The organism is Geodermatophilus tzadiensis, assembly GCF_003002915.1.
Taxonomy (GTDB): Bacteria; Actinomycetota; Actinomycetes; order Mycobacteriales; family Geodermatophilaceae; genus Geodermatophilus; species Geodermatophilus tzadiensis.
In genome coordinates, this window is record NZ_PVTG01000001.1 from 72,415 (window position 1) to 89,109 (window position 16,695).

The window sequence follows — 16,695 nt, forward strand, 5'->3', positions numbered from 1 at the left end:
ACCGACGGGGAACCGCGCCCGCCGTCAGTCCGTGGTCTCGGGCACGACCTCGCGCAGCCGGTCGACCGGCACCGCGCCGACGCGCAGCACGCGGGGCACCGGGCCGGTGCAGTCGACGATGGTGCTCGGGACCGCCTCGGCCCGGGGGCCGCCGTCGAGGACGACCGCCGCGTGCTCGCCGAGCTGGGCGAGCGCCTCCTGCGCCGTCGTCGCGGCCGGCCGGCCGGAGCGGTTGGCGCTGGAGACCGCCAGCGGGCCGGTGCGGCGCAGCAGGTCGCGGGCCACCTCGTCGTCGGGGAGGCGGACGGCGACGGTGCCCTCGGCGTCCCCGAGGTCCCAGGCCAGCGACGGCGCGTGCTCGACCACCAGGGTCAGCCCGCCGGGCCAGAACGCCTCGGCGAGGCGCGCGGCGACCGGCGGGACGCTCAGGGTCAGCCCGCCCAGCGTCGAGGCCTCGCCGACGAGCACGGGCACCGGCATGGCCCGGCCCCGGTTCTTCGCGGCGAGCAGGCCGGCGACGGCCGGGGGCGAGAACGCGTCGGCGCCCACGCCGTAGACGGTGTCGGTGGGCAGCAGCACCAGCTCGCCCCGGGCGATCGCCGCGGCGGCGGCGTCCAGGCCGGCGGCGCGCGCCTGCGGGTCGGTGCAGTCGTACAGGTCGGCCACGAGGCGTCAGTCTCGCGCGGCCCGGCGGGCGGTGGTGAACCGGGGGCGCCCGGCCAGGTCGGGGTGGTCGGCGACGTCGCCGAACGCGCCGTGCGCCCGGACCAGCGCGGGCAGCGCGCTCCCCTGCTGGTCGGCGTGCTCAATGCCGAGCGCGCCGCCGTCGCGCAGCAGCCGGGCGGCGGTGCGCAGCAGCCCGCGGACGACGTCGAGGCCGTCGGGGCCGCCCCACAGCGCCAGCGGCGGGTCGTGGTCGGCCACCTCGCGCGGCACGCGCGCGCCGTCGGGCACGTAGGGCGGGTTGGACACGACGAGGTCGACGGCGCCGTCGAGGTCGGTCAGCAGGCCGGCGTCGGTCATGTCGCCGGCGAGCACGGTCACCGGGCGGTCGCCGGCGGCGGCGCGCAGCGCGGCGTTGTGCCGGGTCCACTCCAGGGCCTGCGGGTCGCGCTCGACGGCGGTGACCCGCGCGCCGGGGTGCTCGTGCGCGACCGACAGCGCGATGGCACCGGACCCGCTGCCCAGGTCGACGACGACCGGCTCGTCGACGCCGGCCAGCCGCCCGAGTGCCCACTCGACGAGCTGCTCGGTCTCCGGCCGCGGCACGAACACCCCGGGGCCGACGGCGAGCTCGAGGTGGCGGAAGGGCGCGCGGCCGGTGAGGTGCTGCAGCGGCACGCGTCCCGCCCGCTGGTCGAGCAGCGCGGCGAACCGGGCGGCGGCGTCGTCGTCGACGTCGTCGAGGGTGAGCAGCGCGGTGCGCGGCCGGCCGAGGGCGTGGGCGAGCAGCAGCTCGGCGTCCACGCGCGGCGACTCGACACCGGCCGCGGCGAGCCGCCGCGCGGCGTCGGTCAGCAGCGTGCGGGTGTTCAGGACCCGGCCGCCAGCAGCTCGGCGGTGTGCGCGCGGGTGAGCGCGTCGATGACCGGGTCGAGCTCGCCGTCGAGCACGGCGTCGAGGTTGTGCGCCTTGAAGCCCACCCGGTGGTCGGAGATGCGGCTCTCGGGGAAGTTGTAGGTGCGCACCCGCTCGCTGCGGTCGACGGTGCGGACCTGGCTGCGCCGCTGGTCGCTGGCGGTGGCCGCGGCCTCCTCGCGGGCGGCGGCCAGGAGCCGGGAGCGCAGCACGCGCAGCGCCGACTCGCGGTTCTGCAACTGGCTCTTCTCGTTCTGCGAGCTGACCACGATGCCGGTGGGCAGGTGGGTGATGCGCACGGCGGAGTCGGTGGTGTTCACGCTCTGCCCGCCGGGCCCCGACGAGCGGAAGACGTCGATGCGCAGGTCGTTGGGGTCGACGGTGACGTCGACCTCCTCGGCCTCGGGCAGCACCAGGACGCCGACGGCGGAGGTGTGGATGCGGCCCTGCGACTCGGTGACCGGCACCCGCTGCACGCGGTGCACGCCGCCCTCGAACTTCAGCCGCGACCAGATCCCGTCCGGGACTCCCCCGCCCGCCCCACGGGACTTCACCGCGATCGAGACGTCCTTGTAGCCGCCGAGCTCGGCGGGGACGGCGTCGAGCACCTCGGTGGCCCAGCCGCGGCGCTCGGCGTAGCGCAGGTACATGCGCAGCAGGTCGCCGGCGAACAGCGCCGACTCCGCACCCCCCTCCCCCGCCTTGATCTCGAGGATGACGTCCTTGTCGTCGTCCGGGTCCTTCGGCAGCAGCAGCTCGCGCAGCCGGTCGGTGAGCTCCTCGATGCGCGCCTCGAGCCCGCGGGCCTCCTCGGCGAAGGAGGGGTCCTCGGCGGCCAGCTCGCGGGCGGCGGCCAGGTCGTCGCGGGCGGCGTCCAGCGCCCGCGCCGTCTCCACGAGCGGGGCGAGCTGCGCGTAGCGGCGGCCCAGCCGGCGGGCGCGGGCCTGGTCGGTGTGCACGGCCGGGTCGGCGAGCTCGGTCTCGAGCGCGGCGTGCTCCTCGAGCAGCCCGCCCAGCCGGTCGGGCGCGGTGTCGGTCGGGCTGCTCATGCGGCACCTCTCGGACTGACGTGCACTTCCGCGGAAGTGCCCGGTGGGGCGGGGGCGGACACGACGACGGCGCCCGCCCCACACGAGGTGGGACGGGCGCCGTCGGGGTGCCTACTGGGCGGCGTTCGCGCCGCGCTTGCCGAACCGCTTCTCGAAGCGGGCCACGCGGCCACCGGTGTCGAGGATGCGCTGCTTGCCGGTGTAGAAGGGGTGGCAGGCCGAGCAGGTCTCGACGGTCAGCTGGCCGCTGGGCGCGGTGCTGCGGGTGGTGAAGGTGTTCCCACACCCGCAGGTGACCGTGGTGGTGTGGTAGTCGGGGTGGATACCGGGCTTCATGATGCGGGCCTCTTCCGGGGACGTCTCGGTGCTGTCTGTCTGAACGCGGGCCACCCGCCGGTCATTCCGACCGGCCGCGCGGCCACGGCGCGGGGGCTCGGCCGTCCAGTGTCCCAGACGGCCGGACCCCGCTGCCCTGGCGGCTAGTCCCGCTCGGGGCCCAGCGTCGTCTTCTGGATCTGCATGAGGAACTCGATGTTGTTGCGCGTCTTGCGCAGCTTGTCGAGCAGCAGCTCCAGCGCCTGCTGCGGCTCGAGCGCGGCGAGCACCCGGCGCAGCTTGATGACGATCGCCAGCTCGTCGGGCGAGAGGAGGATCTCCTCCTTGCGGGTGCCCGACGCGTTGACGTCGACGGCCGGGAAGACCCGCTTGTCCGCCAGCCGGCGGTCGAGCTTGATCTCCGCGTTCCCCGTGCCCTTGAACTCCTCGAAGATGACCGTGTCCATCGTCGAGCCGGTCTCGACCAGCGCCGAGGCGAGGATGGTCAGCGAGCCGCCGTTCTCGATGTTGCGGGCGGCGCCGAGGAAGCGCTTGGGCGGGTAGAGCGCCGTCGAGTCGACACCACCGGAGAGGATGCGCCCGCTGGCGGGGGCGGCCAGGTTGTAAGCACGGCCCAGGCGGGTGATCGAGTCCAGCAGGACGACGACGTCGTGGCCCATCTCGACCAGGCGCTTGGCGCGCTCGATCGACAGCTCCGCGACCGTGGTGTGGTCCGACGGCGGCCGGTCGAAGGTCGAGGCGATGACCTCGCCCTTCACCGAGCGCTGCATGTCGGTGACCTCCTCGGGCCGCTCGTCGACGAGGACGACCATGAGGTGGCACTCGGGGTTGTTCGTGGTGATCGCGTTCGCGATCGCCTGCAGCACCATCGTCTTGCCGGCCTTGGGCGGCGAGACGATGAGGGCGCGCTGCCCCTTGCCGATCGGCATGACCAGGTCGATGACCCGGGTGGTCAGCTGGTGCGGCTCGGTCTCCAGCCGCAGGCGCTCCTGCGGGTAGAGCGGGGTCAGCTTGGTGAACTCCGGCCGGTTGCGGGCCTGCTCGGGGTCCAGGCCGTTGACCGAGTCGAGGCGGACCAGCGCGTTGTACTTGTCCTTGCGCTCGCCCTCGCGCGGCTGCCGGACGGCGCCGGTGATCGCGTCACCGCGGCGCAGGCCGTGCCGGCGCACCTGGGACAGCGACACGTAGACGTCGTTGGGTCCGGTCAGGTAGCCCGACGTGCGGACGAAGGCGTAGTTGTCGAGGACGTCGAGGATGCCGGCCACGGGCAGCAGGACGTCGTCCTCGCTGACGGTGGGCTCGGTCGGCTGGTCGAACCGCTCGCGGCCGGTGCGACGGTTGCGGTCGCGGTAGCGCCGCCCCCGGCGGCCGCGGCCGCCCTCGAAGTCGTCGTCGTCCTCGTCGGTGCGATCGTCGGTGCGGCTGCGGTCGTCCGTGCGGTTGCGCTCGTCGGGACGGTTGCGCTCGGTGCGCTCGGGCCGGCCACCGCGGTCGGGGCCGCGGTTGCCGTCACGGTTGCCCTCACGGGTGCCGTCGCGGCCGCCGTCCCGGGTGCGCTCGGCGCGCTCACCGTCACGGGTGGCGTCGCGGTTCCCGTCCCGGCTGCGCTCGGCGCGCTCGCCGTCGCGGGGAGCGCCGTTGCCGTCACGGGTCCGCTCGGCGCGCTCGCCGTCACGGTTGTCCCGGCCGTCGCGGTTGCGGGTGCGGTCGCGGCGCGGGCGGTCACCGTCGGCGCGGTCGCCCTCGGTGCGCTCGCCGTCGGTGCGCTCGCCATCGGTGCGCTCGGCGTCGGTGCGCTGGTCCTCGGTCCGCTCGGCGGGCGGGGTGGTCACGGGACCGCCGTTGGCGCCGCCGCTGACGGGCGCCTCGAGCGGCGCGGCGGTGGCGGCGACACCGCGCGCGGCGGGCGCGCCGGAGTCCTCGGCGACCGGCGCACCGGCGGGACGGCTGGCGGCGCGGCGGCGGCGCGGCGCGCTCTCGGCGCCGTCGGCGGGCGGGGTGGTCACGGGGCCGCCGTTGGCGCCGCCGCTGACGGGCGCCTCGAGCGGCGCGGCGGTGGTGGCCACGCCCCGCGCGGCGGGCGCGCCGGAGTCCTCGGCGGTCGGCGCGCCGGCGGCCGGGGTGCTGGGGGCCGGGGCGTCGCCGCCCTGCTCACCGCCGACCTGGCGGGCGGAGATGGCGGCGACGAGGTCGCCCTTGCGCATGCGGCCGGTGCCGGAGATGCCCAGCTCGGCCGCGAGCCGCTGGAGCTCGGGGAGCAGCATCCCGGCCAGCCCGCTGCCGCGACGGCGGGATCGGCCCGCCGTCCCCGGAGCAGCAGGGGCCTCACCCGCGGCGCCCTCGGGGGCACCGACGGTGGTGAGGTCGGTGGTTTCGCTCACGTACAGGTCCTTCCCTGCGGTGACCTGCGCCTACCGGCGCAGGGGGTGACCCGACGGCTGCCCGTCCGGCCGGTGTGGCGGGACAGCAGGACAGACCGCGGATCGAGTGGGTGCGGGACGGATCGGCGCCGACGGTGAGAACGTCTGCAACGCCCCGCGCGAGGCTCGCCCGAGGAGGACGGCTACGCCCGAAGCCTAGACTCGCCCCACGACCGGGACAACACCGCTGGCCTGCGGTGTGTTCCTCGTTATGCAGACGATACCCCAGGAGCCTCACGCAGCACGCGGGCTCCGTCGCCGTCCACCTCCAGGGGGTACACGTCCCACTCGTCCGGGGTGAGTGACGTCACGTCGCCGGTCCCCGCGGTACCGGCGGTGAGCACGAGCAGGCTCGGCCCGGCACCGGAGACCGTCGCGGCGTGGCCGGCGGCGCGCAGCCGGTCGAGCAGCGCGGCCGAGCCGGGCATCGCGGCGGCGCGCTGGCGCTGGTGCAGCCGGTCCTCGGTGGCCTCGACCAGCAGTCCCGGGTCGCAGGTCAGCGCGTGTACCAGCAGCGCGGCCCGGCCGGCGGCGTGCGCGGCGTCCGCGTGCGGGACGGCGTCGGGCAGCAGCCCGCGGGCGACGTGCGTCGACAGCGTCGCCGCCGGCACGAGGACGACGGGGTGGACGCCGGCGGCGACCGGCAGCCGCACGGCGCGGGCGCCGGACTCCCCCATCCACGACAACGTGGCCCCGCCGAGCAGGCACGGGGCGACGTTGTCGGGGTGGCCCTCGAGCTCGGTGGCCAGCCGCAGCACGGCGTCGTCGTCGCGGACGTCGACCCCGGGGCACAGCTCGAAGGCACCGACGACGCCGGCGACGACGGCCGCGGCCGACGAGCCCATCCCCCGCCCCTGCGGGATGCCGTTGCGGGCGCGCACGCGCAGGCCGGGCGGCGACCAGCCGAGCACGTCGCAGGCCGCGCGGAAGGCGCGCACCACCAGGTGCGAGGCGTCGGTGGGCAGCTCGCCGGCCCCGGCACCGGACACCTCGACGGCGAGCCCGGCCTCGGTGACGGCGAACTCGACGTCGTCGTGCAGCGTGAGCGCCAGGCCGGCGCAGTCGAACGCGGGTCCGAGGTTCGCGCTGGTCGCGGGGACGCGCACCGACACCCGGTCCGGGGCGGCCCGGCTCACAGACCGAGCTGCGCGGCGGCCGCGGCGGCGTCGACCGGGACGGTCACCGGCACGGGCGCGCCGGAGATCGCCCAGTCGGGGTCCTTGAGCCCGTTGCCGGTCACCGTGCACACCACGCGCTGCCCGGGCGCGAGCTCCCCGGCCGCGGCCACCTTGAGCAGCCCGGCCACCGACGCGGCCGAGGCCGGCTCGACGAAGACGGCCTCGCTGCGTGCGAGCAGGCGGTAGGCGGCGAGGATCTCGCGGTCGGTGACGGCGTCGATGCGTCCGCCGGACTCGTCGCGGGCGGCCAGCGCCCTGGTCCACGACGCCGGGTTGCCGATGCGGATGGCGGTGGCGATGGTGCTGGGCTGCTCGACCACCTGGCCGGTGACGATCGGCGCGGCGCCGGCGGCCTGGAAGCCCCACATCCGCGGTCGCCGGGTGGCCGGGCCGTCGTCGGCGTACTCGCGGTAGCCCTGCCAGTAGGCGGTGATGTTGCCGGCGTTGCCGACCGGCAGGCAGTGCACGTCGGGGGCGTCGCCGAGGACGTCGACGACCTCGAAGGAGGCGGTCTTCTGCCCCTCGATGCGGAACTGGTTGACGCTGTTGACCAGGCTCACCGGGTAGTCGATGGCGAGCTTGCTGGCCAGCGCGAGGCAGTCGTCGAAGTTGCCGTCGACCTGCAGCAGCTTGGCGCCGTGCACGAGCGCCTGGGCCAGCTTGCCGAGCGCGATCTTGCCCTGGGGCACGAGGACGGCGCAGACCATGCCGGCGCGCGCGGCGTAGGCGGCGGCGCTGGCGCTGGTGTTGCCGGTGGAGGCGCAGATGACCGCCTGCGAGCCCTCCTCCTTGGCCTTGGTGATGGCCATCGTCATGCCGCGGTCCTTGAACGACCCGGTCGGGTTGGCGCCCTCGACCTTGAGGAACACCTCGCAGCCGGTGCGCCGCGACAGCTCGACGGCGGGCACCAGCGGGGTGGCGCCCTCGTGCAGGGTGACCACCGGCGTGCCGGCGCTGACCGGCAGCCGTGACCGGTAGGCCTCGATCAGCCCCGGCCAGGACGGGGAGACGGTCCCGCGCAGCGTCCCGGTCATGACAGCCCCTCCACCCTCAGCACGCTGGTGACACCGCGGACCGCGGGCACCTCCCGCAGCGCCGCGATCGTCGCCGACAGCGCCGCGTCCGGGGCGCTGTGCGTGACGATGACCAGCGTCGCGGCATCGCCGTGCCCGTCCTGGCGGACGGTGGCGATGCTCACCTCGTGGCGGGCGAACTCGGTCGCCACGGTGGCCAGCACACCCGGGACGTCGGCGACGTCCAGGCTGACGTGGTACCGCGTCGGCGTCTCGGCGATCGGCCGGGCCGGCAGGTCGGCGTAGGCGCTCGGGCCCGCCCCCGCGGCGCCGGCCACCCGGTTGCGGGCGACGGCGACCAGGTCGCCGAGGACGGCGCTGGCGGTCGGCTCGCCGCCGGCTCCCTGGCCGTAGAACATCAGCTGCCCGGCGGCCTCGGCCTCGACGAACACGGCGTTGAAGGCGCCACCGACCGCGGCCAGCGGGTGGCTGGTGGGGATCATCGCCGGGTGCACGCGGACGGCGACCGAGTCGCCCTCCTCCCCCGGTACCCGCTCGCAGATGGCCAGCAGCTTCACCGTGCAGCCGATCTCGGCGGCGCGGGCGACGTCGGTGGCGGTCACCGACGAGATGCCCTCGCGGTGCACGTCGGCGGCGGTGACGGCGCTGTGGAAGGCCAGCGAGGCGAGGATCGCGCCCTTGGCGGCGGCGTCGAAGCCGTCGACGTCGGCGGTCGGGTCGGCCTCGGCGTAGCCGAGCTCGGTGGCCTCGGCCAGCGCCTCGCTGAACCCGGCGCCGGTCTCGGCCATCCGCGACAGGATGTAGTTGGTCGTGCCGTTGACGATGCCGACCACCCGCCGGATCTGGTCGCCGGCCAGCGACTCCCGCAGCGGGCGCAGCAGCGGGATCGCCCCGGCCACCGACGCCTCGTAGTAGAGGTCGACGCCGGCCTTGGCCGCGGCGGCGTGCAGCGCGACGCCGTCCTCGGCCAGCAGCGCCTTGTTCGCGCTGACCACCGACTTGCCGGCCTCGAAGGCGGCCAGCAGCAGCGAGCGGGCCGGCTCGATGCCGCCGATGACCTCGACGACGAGGTCGACGTCGTCGCGGGTGACCAGGCCCATCGCGTCGGTGGTGAGCAGGTGCGCGGGCACCTCGGGGTGCCGGTCGGGGCGGCGGACGGCGACGCCGACGACCTCGACCGGCCGGCCGACCCGGGCGGTGAGGTCGGCGGCCTGCTCCTCGACCAGTCGCAGCACCGCGCCGCCGACCGTTCCGCAGCCGAGCAGGGCGACCTTGAGCGGGTTCACGAACGGGCTCCCACGGGGTGCTCGGGGGCGGGCTGGTCGATCGCCGGCGAGGGCGCCGGCACGTCCGCCAGGACGGCGTCCAGGGCGAAGACGTCGGCCAGCGTCTGGCGCCGGACGACCTCGGTGGCCGCGCCGTCGCGGACGGCGACCACCGGCGGCTTGAGCAGGTAGTTGTAGTTGCTGGCCATCGACCAGCAGTAGGCGCCGGTGGCCGCGACCGCGAGCAGGTCGCCGGGCTGCACGTCCGACGGCAGCCACAGGTCGCGCACCAGCACGTCGCCGCTCTCGCAGTGCTTGCCGACGACGCGGCACAGCGCCGGCGGCGCCTCGGAGGTGCGGTTGGCCAGCACGCAGGTGTAGCTCGCGTCGTAGAGGGCGGTGCGGATGTTGTCGCTCATCCCGCCGTCGACCGACACGTAGTTGCGCACCTGCGGCGCCCCCTGCCCGCCACTGCCCAGCCGGACCGGCTTGATGGTGCCGATCTCGTAGAGCGTGACCGTGCCGGGCCCGGCGATGGCCCGGCCGGGCTCGACGGCCAGGCGCGGGACGGGGAGGTCCAGCGCCGCGCACTCGGCGGCCACGACGGTGCGCAGCCGCCGGGCGACGTCGCCGGGGGTCACCGGGTCGTCGTCGGGCAGGTAGGCGATGCCGAAGCCGCCGCCGAGGTTGAGCTCGCCGAGCACCTCGCCGGTGGCCTGGTGCACCTGGCCCATGAGGCCGACGACGCGGTGCGCGGCCGCCTCGAAGCCGGCGGTGTCGAAGATCTGCGAGCCGATGTGGCTGTGCAGCCCGGAGAGGTGCAGCGCGGGCTCCCGGATCACCCGGACGGCGGCGGTCAGCGCGTCGCCGGTGGCCAGCGAGAAGCCGAACTTCTGGTCCTCGTGGGCGGTGGCGATGAACTCGTGGGTGTGCGCCTCGATGCCGACGGTGGTGCGGATGAGCACCGGCACCGGGGAGCCGCCGGCAGCCACCCGCGCCTCGGCCATCGGCACCAGCCGGTCGATCTCGTCGAAGGAGTCGAGGACGACGTGGCCGATGCCGGCGTCGACGGCCAGCTGCAGCTCGACCAGCGACTTGTTGTTGCCGTGCAGCGCGATCCGCTCCGCGGGGAACCCCGCGGCCAGCGCGACGGCGAGCTCGTTGCCGCTGCAGGCGTCCAGGTGCAGGCCGTCGTCGGCCAGCCACCGGGCCACCTGGCCGCAGAGGAACGCCTTGGACGCGTAGTGGACGTCGGCGTCGGTGAACGCGGTGGCGAAGTCGGCGGCGCGGCCGCGGAAGTCGGCCTCGTCGAGGACGAACAGCGGGGTGCCGTGGGCGCGGGCCAGCTCGGTGACCGGCCGGCCGGCGAGGTGCAGCTCGCCGTCGACGCGGCGGGCCGAGCGCGGCCACACCTGCGGGTCGAGCGCGCCGAGGTCGGCCGGGGGCAGGCCCACCGACGGCGGCGGGGTCATGCCCCCGTGCAGCGGGCCGGCCGGGTGCGCCCTCACATCCGCTCCGGGGCGGAGACGCCGAGCACGCCGAGGCCGTTGCGCAGCACCACGGCGGTGGCGGCGCAGAGCCAGAGGCGGGCGGTGGTCAGCGGGCCGGCCTCCTCGTCGCCGCGGGGCAGCACCCGGCAGACGTCGTAGAAGCGGTGGTAGGTGCCGGCCAGCTCCTCGAGGTAGCGGGCCACCCGGTGCGGGGCGCGCAGCTCCGCGGCGGAGGTGAGCACCCGCGGGAACTCGCCGAGCGCCCGGAGCAGGTCGTTCTCCCGCTCGTGGACCAGCTGCGCGACGTCGACGTCGCCGGCCTGCCCCAGCCCGAGGCCGAGGTCGGCGGCGTTGCGCAGCACCGAGGAGATGCGGGCGTGCGCGTACTGCACGTAGAAGACGGGGTTGTCGTTGGTCTGCCGGCTCCACAGGTCCAGGTCGAGGTCGATCTGCTGGTCGACCGAGGCCCGGGCCAGGGCGTAGCGGGCGGCGTCGGCGCCGACGGCGTCCACGAGGTCCTCGAGCAGCACGACGGTGCCGGCGCGCTTGCTCATCCGCACCGGCTGCCCGTCGCGCACGAGGTTGACCAGCTGGCCGAGCAGGATCTCCAGGTTGGCGTCGGGGTCGTCGCCGACCGCGGCCACCAGCGCCCGGTACCGGCCGACGTAGCCGGCGTGGTCGGCGCCGAGCATGATCACGGCCTTGTCGAAACCGCGGGTGCGCTTGTCCAGGTAGTAGGCGCAGTCGGCGGCGAAGTAGGTCGGCTCGCCGTCGCTCTTGACCAGCGGGCGGTCCTTGTCGTCGCCGAAGTCGGTGGTGCGCAGCCACACGGCGCCGTCGGCCTCGTAGACGTGGCCGTTCTCGCGCAACCGGGCGATCGCCTTCTCCAGCGCGCCGGTCTCGTGCAGCGTGCGCTCGCTGAAGTAGACGTCGAACACGACGCCGAAGTCGGCCAGCGTGCGCTTGATCTCAGCGAACATCAGCTCGACGCCGCGCTCGCGGAAGCGCTCCTGCTGCTCGTCCTCGGGCAGCTCGAGCACGCCGGGCTCGGCCGCGACGACCTGGCCGGCGATGTCGCCGACGTAGTCGCCGGCGTAGCCGTCCTCGGGCACCGGCCGGCCGTGCGCGGTCGCCATGAGGCTGCGGGCGAACCGGTCGATCTGCGCGCCGGCGTCGTTGAAGTAGTACTCCCGCGTCACCTCGGCGCCACTGGCCTCGAGCAGCCGGCCGAGCGCGTCGCCGACGGCGGCCCAGCGGGTGCCGCCGATGTGCACCGGGCCGGTCGGGTTGGCCGAGACGAACTCCAGGTTCAGCCGCTGCCCGGCCAGCGTGTCGGTGCGGCCGTAGGCCTCCCCCGCGGTGACCGCCTCGACGGCGATGCGGCCCAGCGCCCCCTGGGCGAGCCGGATGTTGAGGAACCCGGGCCCGGCGACGTCGACCTCGGCGACGCCCGGCTGCGCGCGCAGCTCCGCGGCCACGGCCTCGGCGACCTCGCGCGGCGGCCGGCCGGCGGGCTTGGCCAGGCGCAGCGCCACGTTGGTGGCGTAGTCACCGTGGTCGGGGTTCCGGGGGCGCTCGACGACGACGTCGTCGGGGACGGCGACGGCGAGCGTGCCGCGCTCGACGACCGCCCCCACCGCGGTGCGGACGAGGTCGCGCAACTGCTCGGGTGTCACCGCGTCATCGTAGGCAGCGGGCACCACACGACCACCCGCCGCACCGCAGCTGTCAGGGAGCACACAGCCGGCCGACCTAGACTCGCGGGCGAGCAGGCGTGCCGGGCGCGCGGGCCGGGAGGCCCATCCTGGCCTCCCCCGCGCGGGAGCACCACCCGGGCCGACGCCGGTACCGACAGCAGAGCAGCACGACAGCGAGACGAGGAGAGCCCGTGGCCAAGGACCGCAAGCCCGATGCCGGCCGTGCCGGAGGCGGGGCGAGCCGGTCGGGGTCCGGCGCCCGCCCGGCGGCTCCCCGGGGTGGGGGCCGCGGCCGCACCCGGCCGCCGACGCAGGTGGTCACCCAGAGCCGGCCGTGGGGCCTGATCGCCGCGGCCGTCGCGGTCGTCGTCTTCGCCGCCGCGGCGATCACCTACGCGGTGGTGCAGGTGCGCGAGGCCGACGCCCAGCAGATCGACGCGATCGACGAGATCGCCGGCATCGAGAGCTTCGACTACGCCGCGGGCCAGGAGCACGTGACCACCCCGGTCGAGTACGAGCAGTCGCCGCCGGTCGGTGGCCCGCACGACGGGGAGTGGGCCGACTGCACCGGCACGGTCTACGACGTCGACGTCCGGCACGAGAACGCCGTCCACTCCATGGAGCACGGCGCGGTGTGGATCACCTACGACCCCGAGCGGGTCTCCGGGAACGACGTCGCGAAGCTCGCCGAGCTGGTCGACGGCGTCTCCGGCCGGCTGCTGTCGCCCTACGCCGGGCTGGACTCCGCGGTGAGCCTGCAGTCCTGGAACCACCAGCTGAAGGTCGACTCGGTCGACGACCCGCGCATCGAGCAGTTCGCCGACTTCCTGACCTTCAACGGCGACGTCGAGGGCCACTACCCCGAGATCGGCGCCAGCTGCGAGAACCCGACGTTCGTGGCCGACCCGCTCACCGTCGACGACGGCAGCCGCGGCGCCGGTGCGACGACCACCGACGCCCCCACGACGCCGACTCCCTGAGGAACCCGCGATGACCGCCACCGCCGTCCGTCCCGGTCAGGACGCGCCTGCTCCGGCGCCCGGTCCGCGGGGGCGGGGCCTGCGCGCGGCGCTGCTGGCGCTGATCGCGGTCGCGCTGGTCGTGCTCGGCGGCGGGCTGGCGGTGGGCCTGGGCATCGGCCGGGACCCGGCGCCGACCGCGGACTCGGTCGACGCCGGCTTCGCCCGCGACATGGCGCTGCACCACCGGCAGGGCGTGGAGATGGCCAACCTGGCGCTCGAGCGCAGCACCGACCCCGAGGTGCGGCGGCTGGCCTTCGACATCTCCAGCACGCAGACCAACCAGGCCGGCCGGATGGAGGGCTGGCTGTCGCTGTGGGGGCTGCCCCGCTCCGGTGGCGAGCACATGGCGTGGATGGGCGACGCCCACGCCGCGCACGACACGGCGTCGATGTCGGGGGCGGACGGCGCGGTGATGTCGGGCATGGCCACCGAGACGGAGCTGGCCGGCCTGCGGTCGCTGTCGGGGACGGCGTTCGACGTCGAGTTCCTGCGCCTGATGACCCGCCACCACCAGGGCGGCTTCGACATGGCCGAGTACGCCGCCGGGCACGCGAGCGAGCCCGCGGTGTGCACGCTGGCCCGCTCGATCGCCGACACGCAGAGCGCAGAGGTCACCACGATGGTCGGCATGCTCACCGCGCGGGGCGGGACGCCGCTGCCGGCGCCCTGAGTCCCGGCGTCGGGCGGGCCGGGGCGGGCTGGTAACTTCTCCTCTGCCCGGGCCCCCGTAGCTCAGGGGATAGAGCACCGCCCTCCGGAGGCGGGTGCGCAGGTTCGAATCCTGCCGGGGGCACACACAGGAGCTGACCGTCGGTCCCTCCAGGGACTCGACCGTTGGCCGCCGACGACGACGGGCCCCGCCGGCCCCCGCGAGGGGTACCAGCGGGGCCTCTCGCGCGTCCGGGGCCGGTTCGGGCACGTGCCGCCCGTCCCCGTGCGCTCCCAGCAGCGCGCAGGGTGCCGCGCCGGCCCGCCGACTGCGCCCGGCCGGCGCCGCGGCACGGTTCCGCGGCGACCTCGGGCCACCTGCGGTGGAACCGCCGGTCAGGCCCGTCCGTTGACCATCGGGGCAGCGTCGCCCGCTCCCGCCATCCCCGTCGAAGAGAGCCATGAGCCCGTATCACAGTCCCCAGGCCGCGTACCCCGTCTCCGCTGAGGGGGTGCGTGGCCGGTGACCGAGGTGCTCTCCCTCCTGCTGGGTGTGGCGGTGGTCGGCGGGATCACCGTGCTCACCGGGTACTTCGTGGCCCAGGAGTTCGCCTACATGGCGGTCGACCGCTCCACGCTGGCCGCCCGCGCCGAGGCCGGGGACGCCGCCGCCACGCGCGCCCTCGGTGTCACCCGCCGCACCTCGTTCATGCTCTCGGGCGCCCAGCTGGGCATCACCGTCACCGGTCTGCTGGTCGGCTACGTCGCCGAGCCGCTGATCGGTGAGTCCCTCGGCGCCCTGCTCGGCGGCGTCGGGATCCCGACCGGGGTCAGCGTCGGCACCGGCGCGGTGCTGGCGCTGCTGTTCTCCACGCTGGTGCAGATGCTGTTCGGCGAGCTGTTCCCCAAGAACCTCGCCATCGCCCGCCCGGAGCCCGTCGCCCGCTGGCTGGGCGCCTCCACCACCGTCTACCTGACGGTGTTCGGGCCGCTGATCTGGGTGTTCGACCAGGCGTCGAACCTGCTGCTGCGGGCGTTGAGGATCGAGCCGGTGCACGACGTCGAGCACGCCGCCACCGCCCGCGACCTCGAGCACATCGTGGAGGAGTCGCGGGAGAGCGGGGACCTGCCGGCCGAGCTGTCGATGATGGTCGACCGGATCCTCGACTTCCCCGACCGCGACGTCGAGCACGCGATGATCCCCCGGCCCCGGGTGGGCACCGTCAATGACGCCGACACCCTCGGGCAGCTGCGGGAGCTGATGAGCTCCGGGCACTCCCGGTACCCGGTCCTCGACGCCACCAGCGGCGACGTGGCCGGCGTGGTGCACCTCGCCGACCTGCTCACCACGCCCGAGCCCGACACCGCACCGGTGACCGCCATCGCGCGGGAGTGCCTGGCCGTGTCCACGTTCACCTCACTGCCCGACGCGCTGCGCCGGCTCACCGAGACGCAGAACCAGATGGCCTGCGTCATCGACGAGTACGGCGGGTTCGCCGGCGTCATCACCCTCGAGGACCTCGCCGAGGAGTTGGTCGGGGAGATCACCGACGAGCACGACGCCGACGTCGACCCCGAGTACGTGCCGGTCGAGGGCGACGGGGTGTGGGAGATGGCCGGCGACGTGCACGTCGACGAGGTCGAGCGCGCCCTGGGTGTCGACCTGCCCCGCGGGCACTACGAGACGATCGCCGGCCTGGTCATGGCCGCCGCCGGCACCCTCCCCGATCCCGGCGCCAGGCTCACCGTCGAGCTGCCGGCCGATCCCGGCGACCTGGTCCACGACGACGACCCCGCCGTCCGGCACCTGGCCGTCGAGGTCCTCGCGGTGCAACGGCACGTCCCCTCCCGGGTCCGCCTGGAACTGCCCGACCGCACCCACCCGCACACCGACACGCGGACCGACACCACCGGCCACGCGGCCGCGACCGCCGAGGAGACCACCCGATGAGCGACGACCCCGTGGTGGTGCTCGCCGCGACCGTGGTCATCGTCGCGCTGTCGGCGTTCTTCGTGGCCGTGGAGTTCGCCGCCCTGGCCGCCAAGCGGCACCGGCTGGAGGAAGCCGCACCGACCAACCGCTCGGCGCGCGCCGCGCTGCGCAACTCCTCGGAGCTGACCCTGCTGCTGGCCGGCTCCCAGCTGGGCATCACCGCCGCGACCCTCGCCCTCGGTGCGATCAGCAAGCCGGCCGTGCACCACTGGCTCACCCCGCTGTTCGAGACCTGGGGACTGCCGCTGGTCGCTGCCGACGTCGCGGGCTTCGTCCTGGCGCTGCTCATCGTGACCTTCATCCACCTCGTGGTCGGCGAGATGGCCCCGAAGTCGTGGGCGATCGCGCACCCGGAACGCTCGGCCACCCTGCTCGCCGGACCGATGCGGGCGTTCATGGCGGTGTTCCGCCCGGTGCTGCGCGTGCTCAACACCGCGGCCAACGCGCTCGTGCGCCGGGTCGGGGTGGAGCCGGCCGACGAGGTCGCCGTCGGGCACAGCCCCGACGCGCTGCGCCACCTGGTGGAGCACTCGGCCAACGTCGGGGCGCTGGACGCGCGGTTCTCCGCACAGATCTCCGGCGCCCTGGAGCTCGAGCGCATGACCGTCCGCGAACTGGTCACCGCCGAGGCGCCGCTGGTCGCGGTGCCCGCCGAGGCCGGCGTCGGCGCGGTGCGCGAGGCCACCCGGCGCACCGGGCACCTGCGCATCCTGCTCGGCGACCGGACCCGGCTGGCCGGCGTGGTGCACGTCCGCGACACGCTCACCGCCGCCGACGAGGCCCCCGCGGCCTCCTTCGCCCGGCCGGTCTTCACCCTCGAGGCCGACACCACCGTCCACGCCGCGCTCAAGGCGATGCGGGAGACCCGCAACCACCTGGCCGCGGTGACCGACGGCGGCGCGGTCCTCGGCGTCGTCACGCTGGCCGACGTGCTGCGCCGGCTGTTCCCCCAACCGGGCACCGCTGCCGCCTGACCGGCCTGGAC

At 75.3% G+C, this 16,695-nt stretch carries 14 protein-coding genes and 1 tRNA gene; 5 read left to right on the top strand and 10 right to left on the bottom strand.

Annotated features, from left to right (window positions below):
* Positions 1-24: 24 nt before the first annotated feature.
* The 10 genes from LY71_RS00315 to argS all read right to left on the bottom strand — a co-directional run bounded on the left by LY71_RS00315 (position 25) and on the right by argS (position 12,026).
* On the bottom strand, positions 25-666 hold the full coding sequence (locus tag LY71_RS00315; protein ID WP_106275011.1) for an L-threonylcarbamoyladenylate synthase: 642 nt from the start codon (positions 664-666) through the stop codon (positions 25-27).
* 6 nt (positions 667-672) lie between these two features.
* The gene (prmC, locus tag LY71_RS00320; protein ID WP_106275438.1) at positions 673-1,536 is read right to left on the bottom strand and encodes a peptide chain release factor N(5)-glutamine methyltransferase; all 864 of its coding nucleotides are present in this window, start codon (positions 1,534-1,536) and stop codon (positions 673-675) included.
* Positions 1,533-2,627 (bottom strand): peptide chain release factor 1, encoded by a 1,095-nt coding sequence (gene prfA, locus LY71_RS00325; protein WP_106275012.1) that lies wholly within the window; start codon positions 2,625-2,627, stop codon positions 1,533-1,535. Before prfA ends, prmC begins: the two co-directional genes overlap by 4 nt.
* Positions 2,628-2,738: 111 nt before the next feature.
* Entirely contained in the window at positions 2,739-2,963 is a 225-nt protein-coding gene (gene rpmE / locus LY71_RS00330) for a 50S ribosomal protein L31 (protein WP_106275013.1), read from the bottom strand.
* 143 nt (positions 2,964-3,106) lie between these two features.
* Positions 3,107-5,344, bottom strand: a complete 2,238-nt coding sequence (gene rho / locus LY71_RS00335; protein WP_106275014.1) for a transcription termination factor Rho — start codon at positions 5,342-5,344, stop codon at positions 3,107-3,109.
* A 248-nt stretch (positions 5,345-5,592) separates the two neighbouring features.
* A complete protein-coding gene (gene thrB, locus LY71_RS00340; RefSeq protein ID WP_245887563.1) occupies positions 5,593-6,489 on the bottom strand; it encodes a homoserine kinase in 897 nt (298 codons plus the stop codon).
* 26 nt (positions 6,490-6,515) lie between these two features.
* A complete protein-coding gene (thrC, locus tag LY71_RS00345; RefSeq protein ID WP_106275016.1) occupies positions 6,516-7,595 on the bottom strand; it encodes a threonine synthase in 1,080 nt (359 codons plus the stop codon).
* Positions 7,592-8,881 (bottom strand): homoserine dehydrogenase, encoded by a 1,290-nt coding sequence (locus LY71_RS00350; RefSeq protein ID WP_106275017.1) that lies wholly within the window; start codon positions 8,879-8,881, stop codon positions 7,592-7,594. Before LY71_RS00350 ends, thrC begins: the two co-directional genes overlap by 4 nt.
* Positions 8,878-10,368, bottom strand: a complete 1,491-nt coding sequence (gene lysA, locus LY71_RS00355; RefSeq protein WP_106275018.1) for a diaminopimelate decarboxylase — start codon at positions 10,366-10,368, stop codon at positions 8,878-8,880. The genes LY71_RS00350 and lysA overlap by 4 nt, the downstream gene beginning before the upstream one ends.
* Positions 10,365-12,026, bottom strand: a complete 1,662-nt coding sequence (argS, locus tag LY71_RS00360; protein ID WP_106275019.1) for an arginine--tRNA ligase — start codon at positions 12,024-12,026, stop codon at positions 10,365-10,367. Before argS ends, lysA begins: the two co-directional genes overlap by 4 nt.
* Positions 12,027-12,238: 212 nt before the next feature.
* Here argS and LY71_RS00365 point away from each other — a divergent pair, with 212 nt between their 5' ends.
* From LY71_RS00365 to LY71_RS00385, 5 genes are all read left to right on the top strand, one after another.
* Complete coding sequence (locus tag LY71_RS00365) at positions 12,239-13,027, top strand: thioredoxin-like domain-containing protein (RefSeq protein WP_106275020.1); 789 nt, start codon at positions 12,239-12,241, stop codon at positions 13,025-13,027.
* A 10-nt stretch (positions 13,028-13,037) separates the two neighbouring features.
* Positions 13,038-13,739: a DUF305 domain-containing protein gene (locus tag LY71_RS00370; protein WP_106275021.1), complete on the top strand. Its 702-nt coding sequence runs from the start codon at positions 13,038-13,040 to the stop codon at positions 13,737-13,739.
* Positions 13,740-13,790: 51 nt separating this feature from the next.
* Positions 13,791-13,862 (top strand) — tRNA-Arg (locus LY71_RS00375).
* A gap of 378 nt (positions 13,863-14,240) precedes the next feature.
* Positions 14,241-15,668 carry a hemolysin family protein gene (locus LY71_RS00380; protein ID WP_106275022.1) on the top strand — a complete coding sequence of 476 codons (1,428 nt, stop codon included), beginning with the start codon at positions 14,241-14,243 and terminating at the stop codon, positions 15,666-15,668.
* Entirely contained in the window at positions 15,665-16,684 is a 1,020-nt protein-coding gene (locus tag LY71_RS00385) for a hemolysin family protein (protein ID WP_106275023.1), read from the top strand. Before LY71_RS00380 ends, LY71_RS00385 begins: the two co-directional genes overlap by 4 nt.
* Positions 16,685-16,695: the final 11 nt, after the last annotated feature.

What these genes read in the sequence shown, in the direction of transcription:
- prfA (WP_106275012.1), bottom strand. Translation starts at nt 2,627, where the DNA reads ATGAGCAGCCCGACCGACACCGCGCCCGACCGGCTGGGCGGGCTGCTC.
- rpmE (WP_106275013.1), bottom strand. Translation starts at nt 2,963, where the DNA reads ATGAAGCCCGGTATCCACCCCGACTACCACACCACCACGGTCACCTGC.
- thrC (WP_106275016.1), bottom strand. Translation starts at nt 7,595, where the DNA reads ATGACCGGGACGCTGCGCGGGACCGTCTCCCCGTCCTGGCCGGGGCTG.
- LY71_RS00370 (WP_106275021.1), top strand. Translation starts at nt 13,038, where the DNA reads ATGACCGCCACCGCCGTCCGTCCCGGTCAGGACGCGCCTGCTCCGGCG.
- LY71_RS00385 (WP_106275023.1), top strand. Translation starts at nt 15,665, where the DNA reads ATGAGCGACGACCCCGTGGTGGTGCTCGCCGCGACCGTGGTCATCGTC.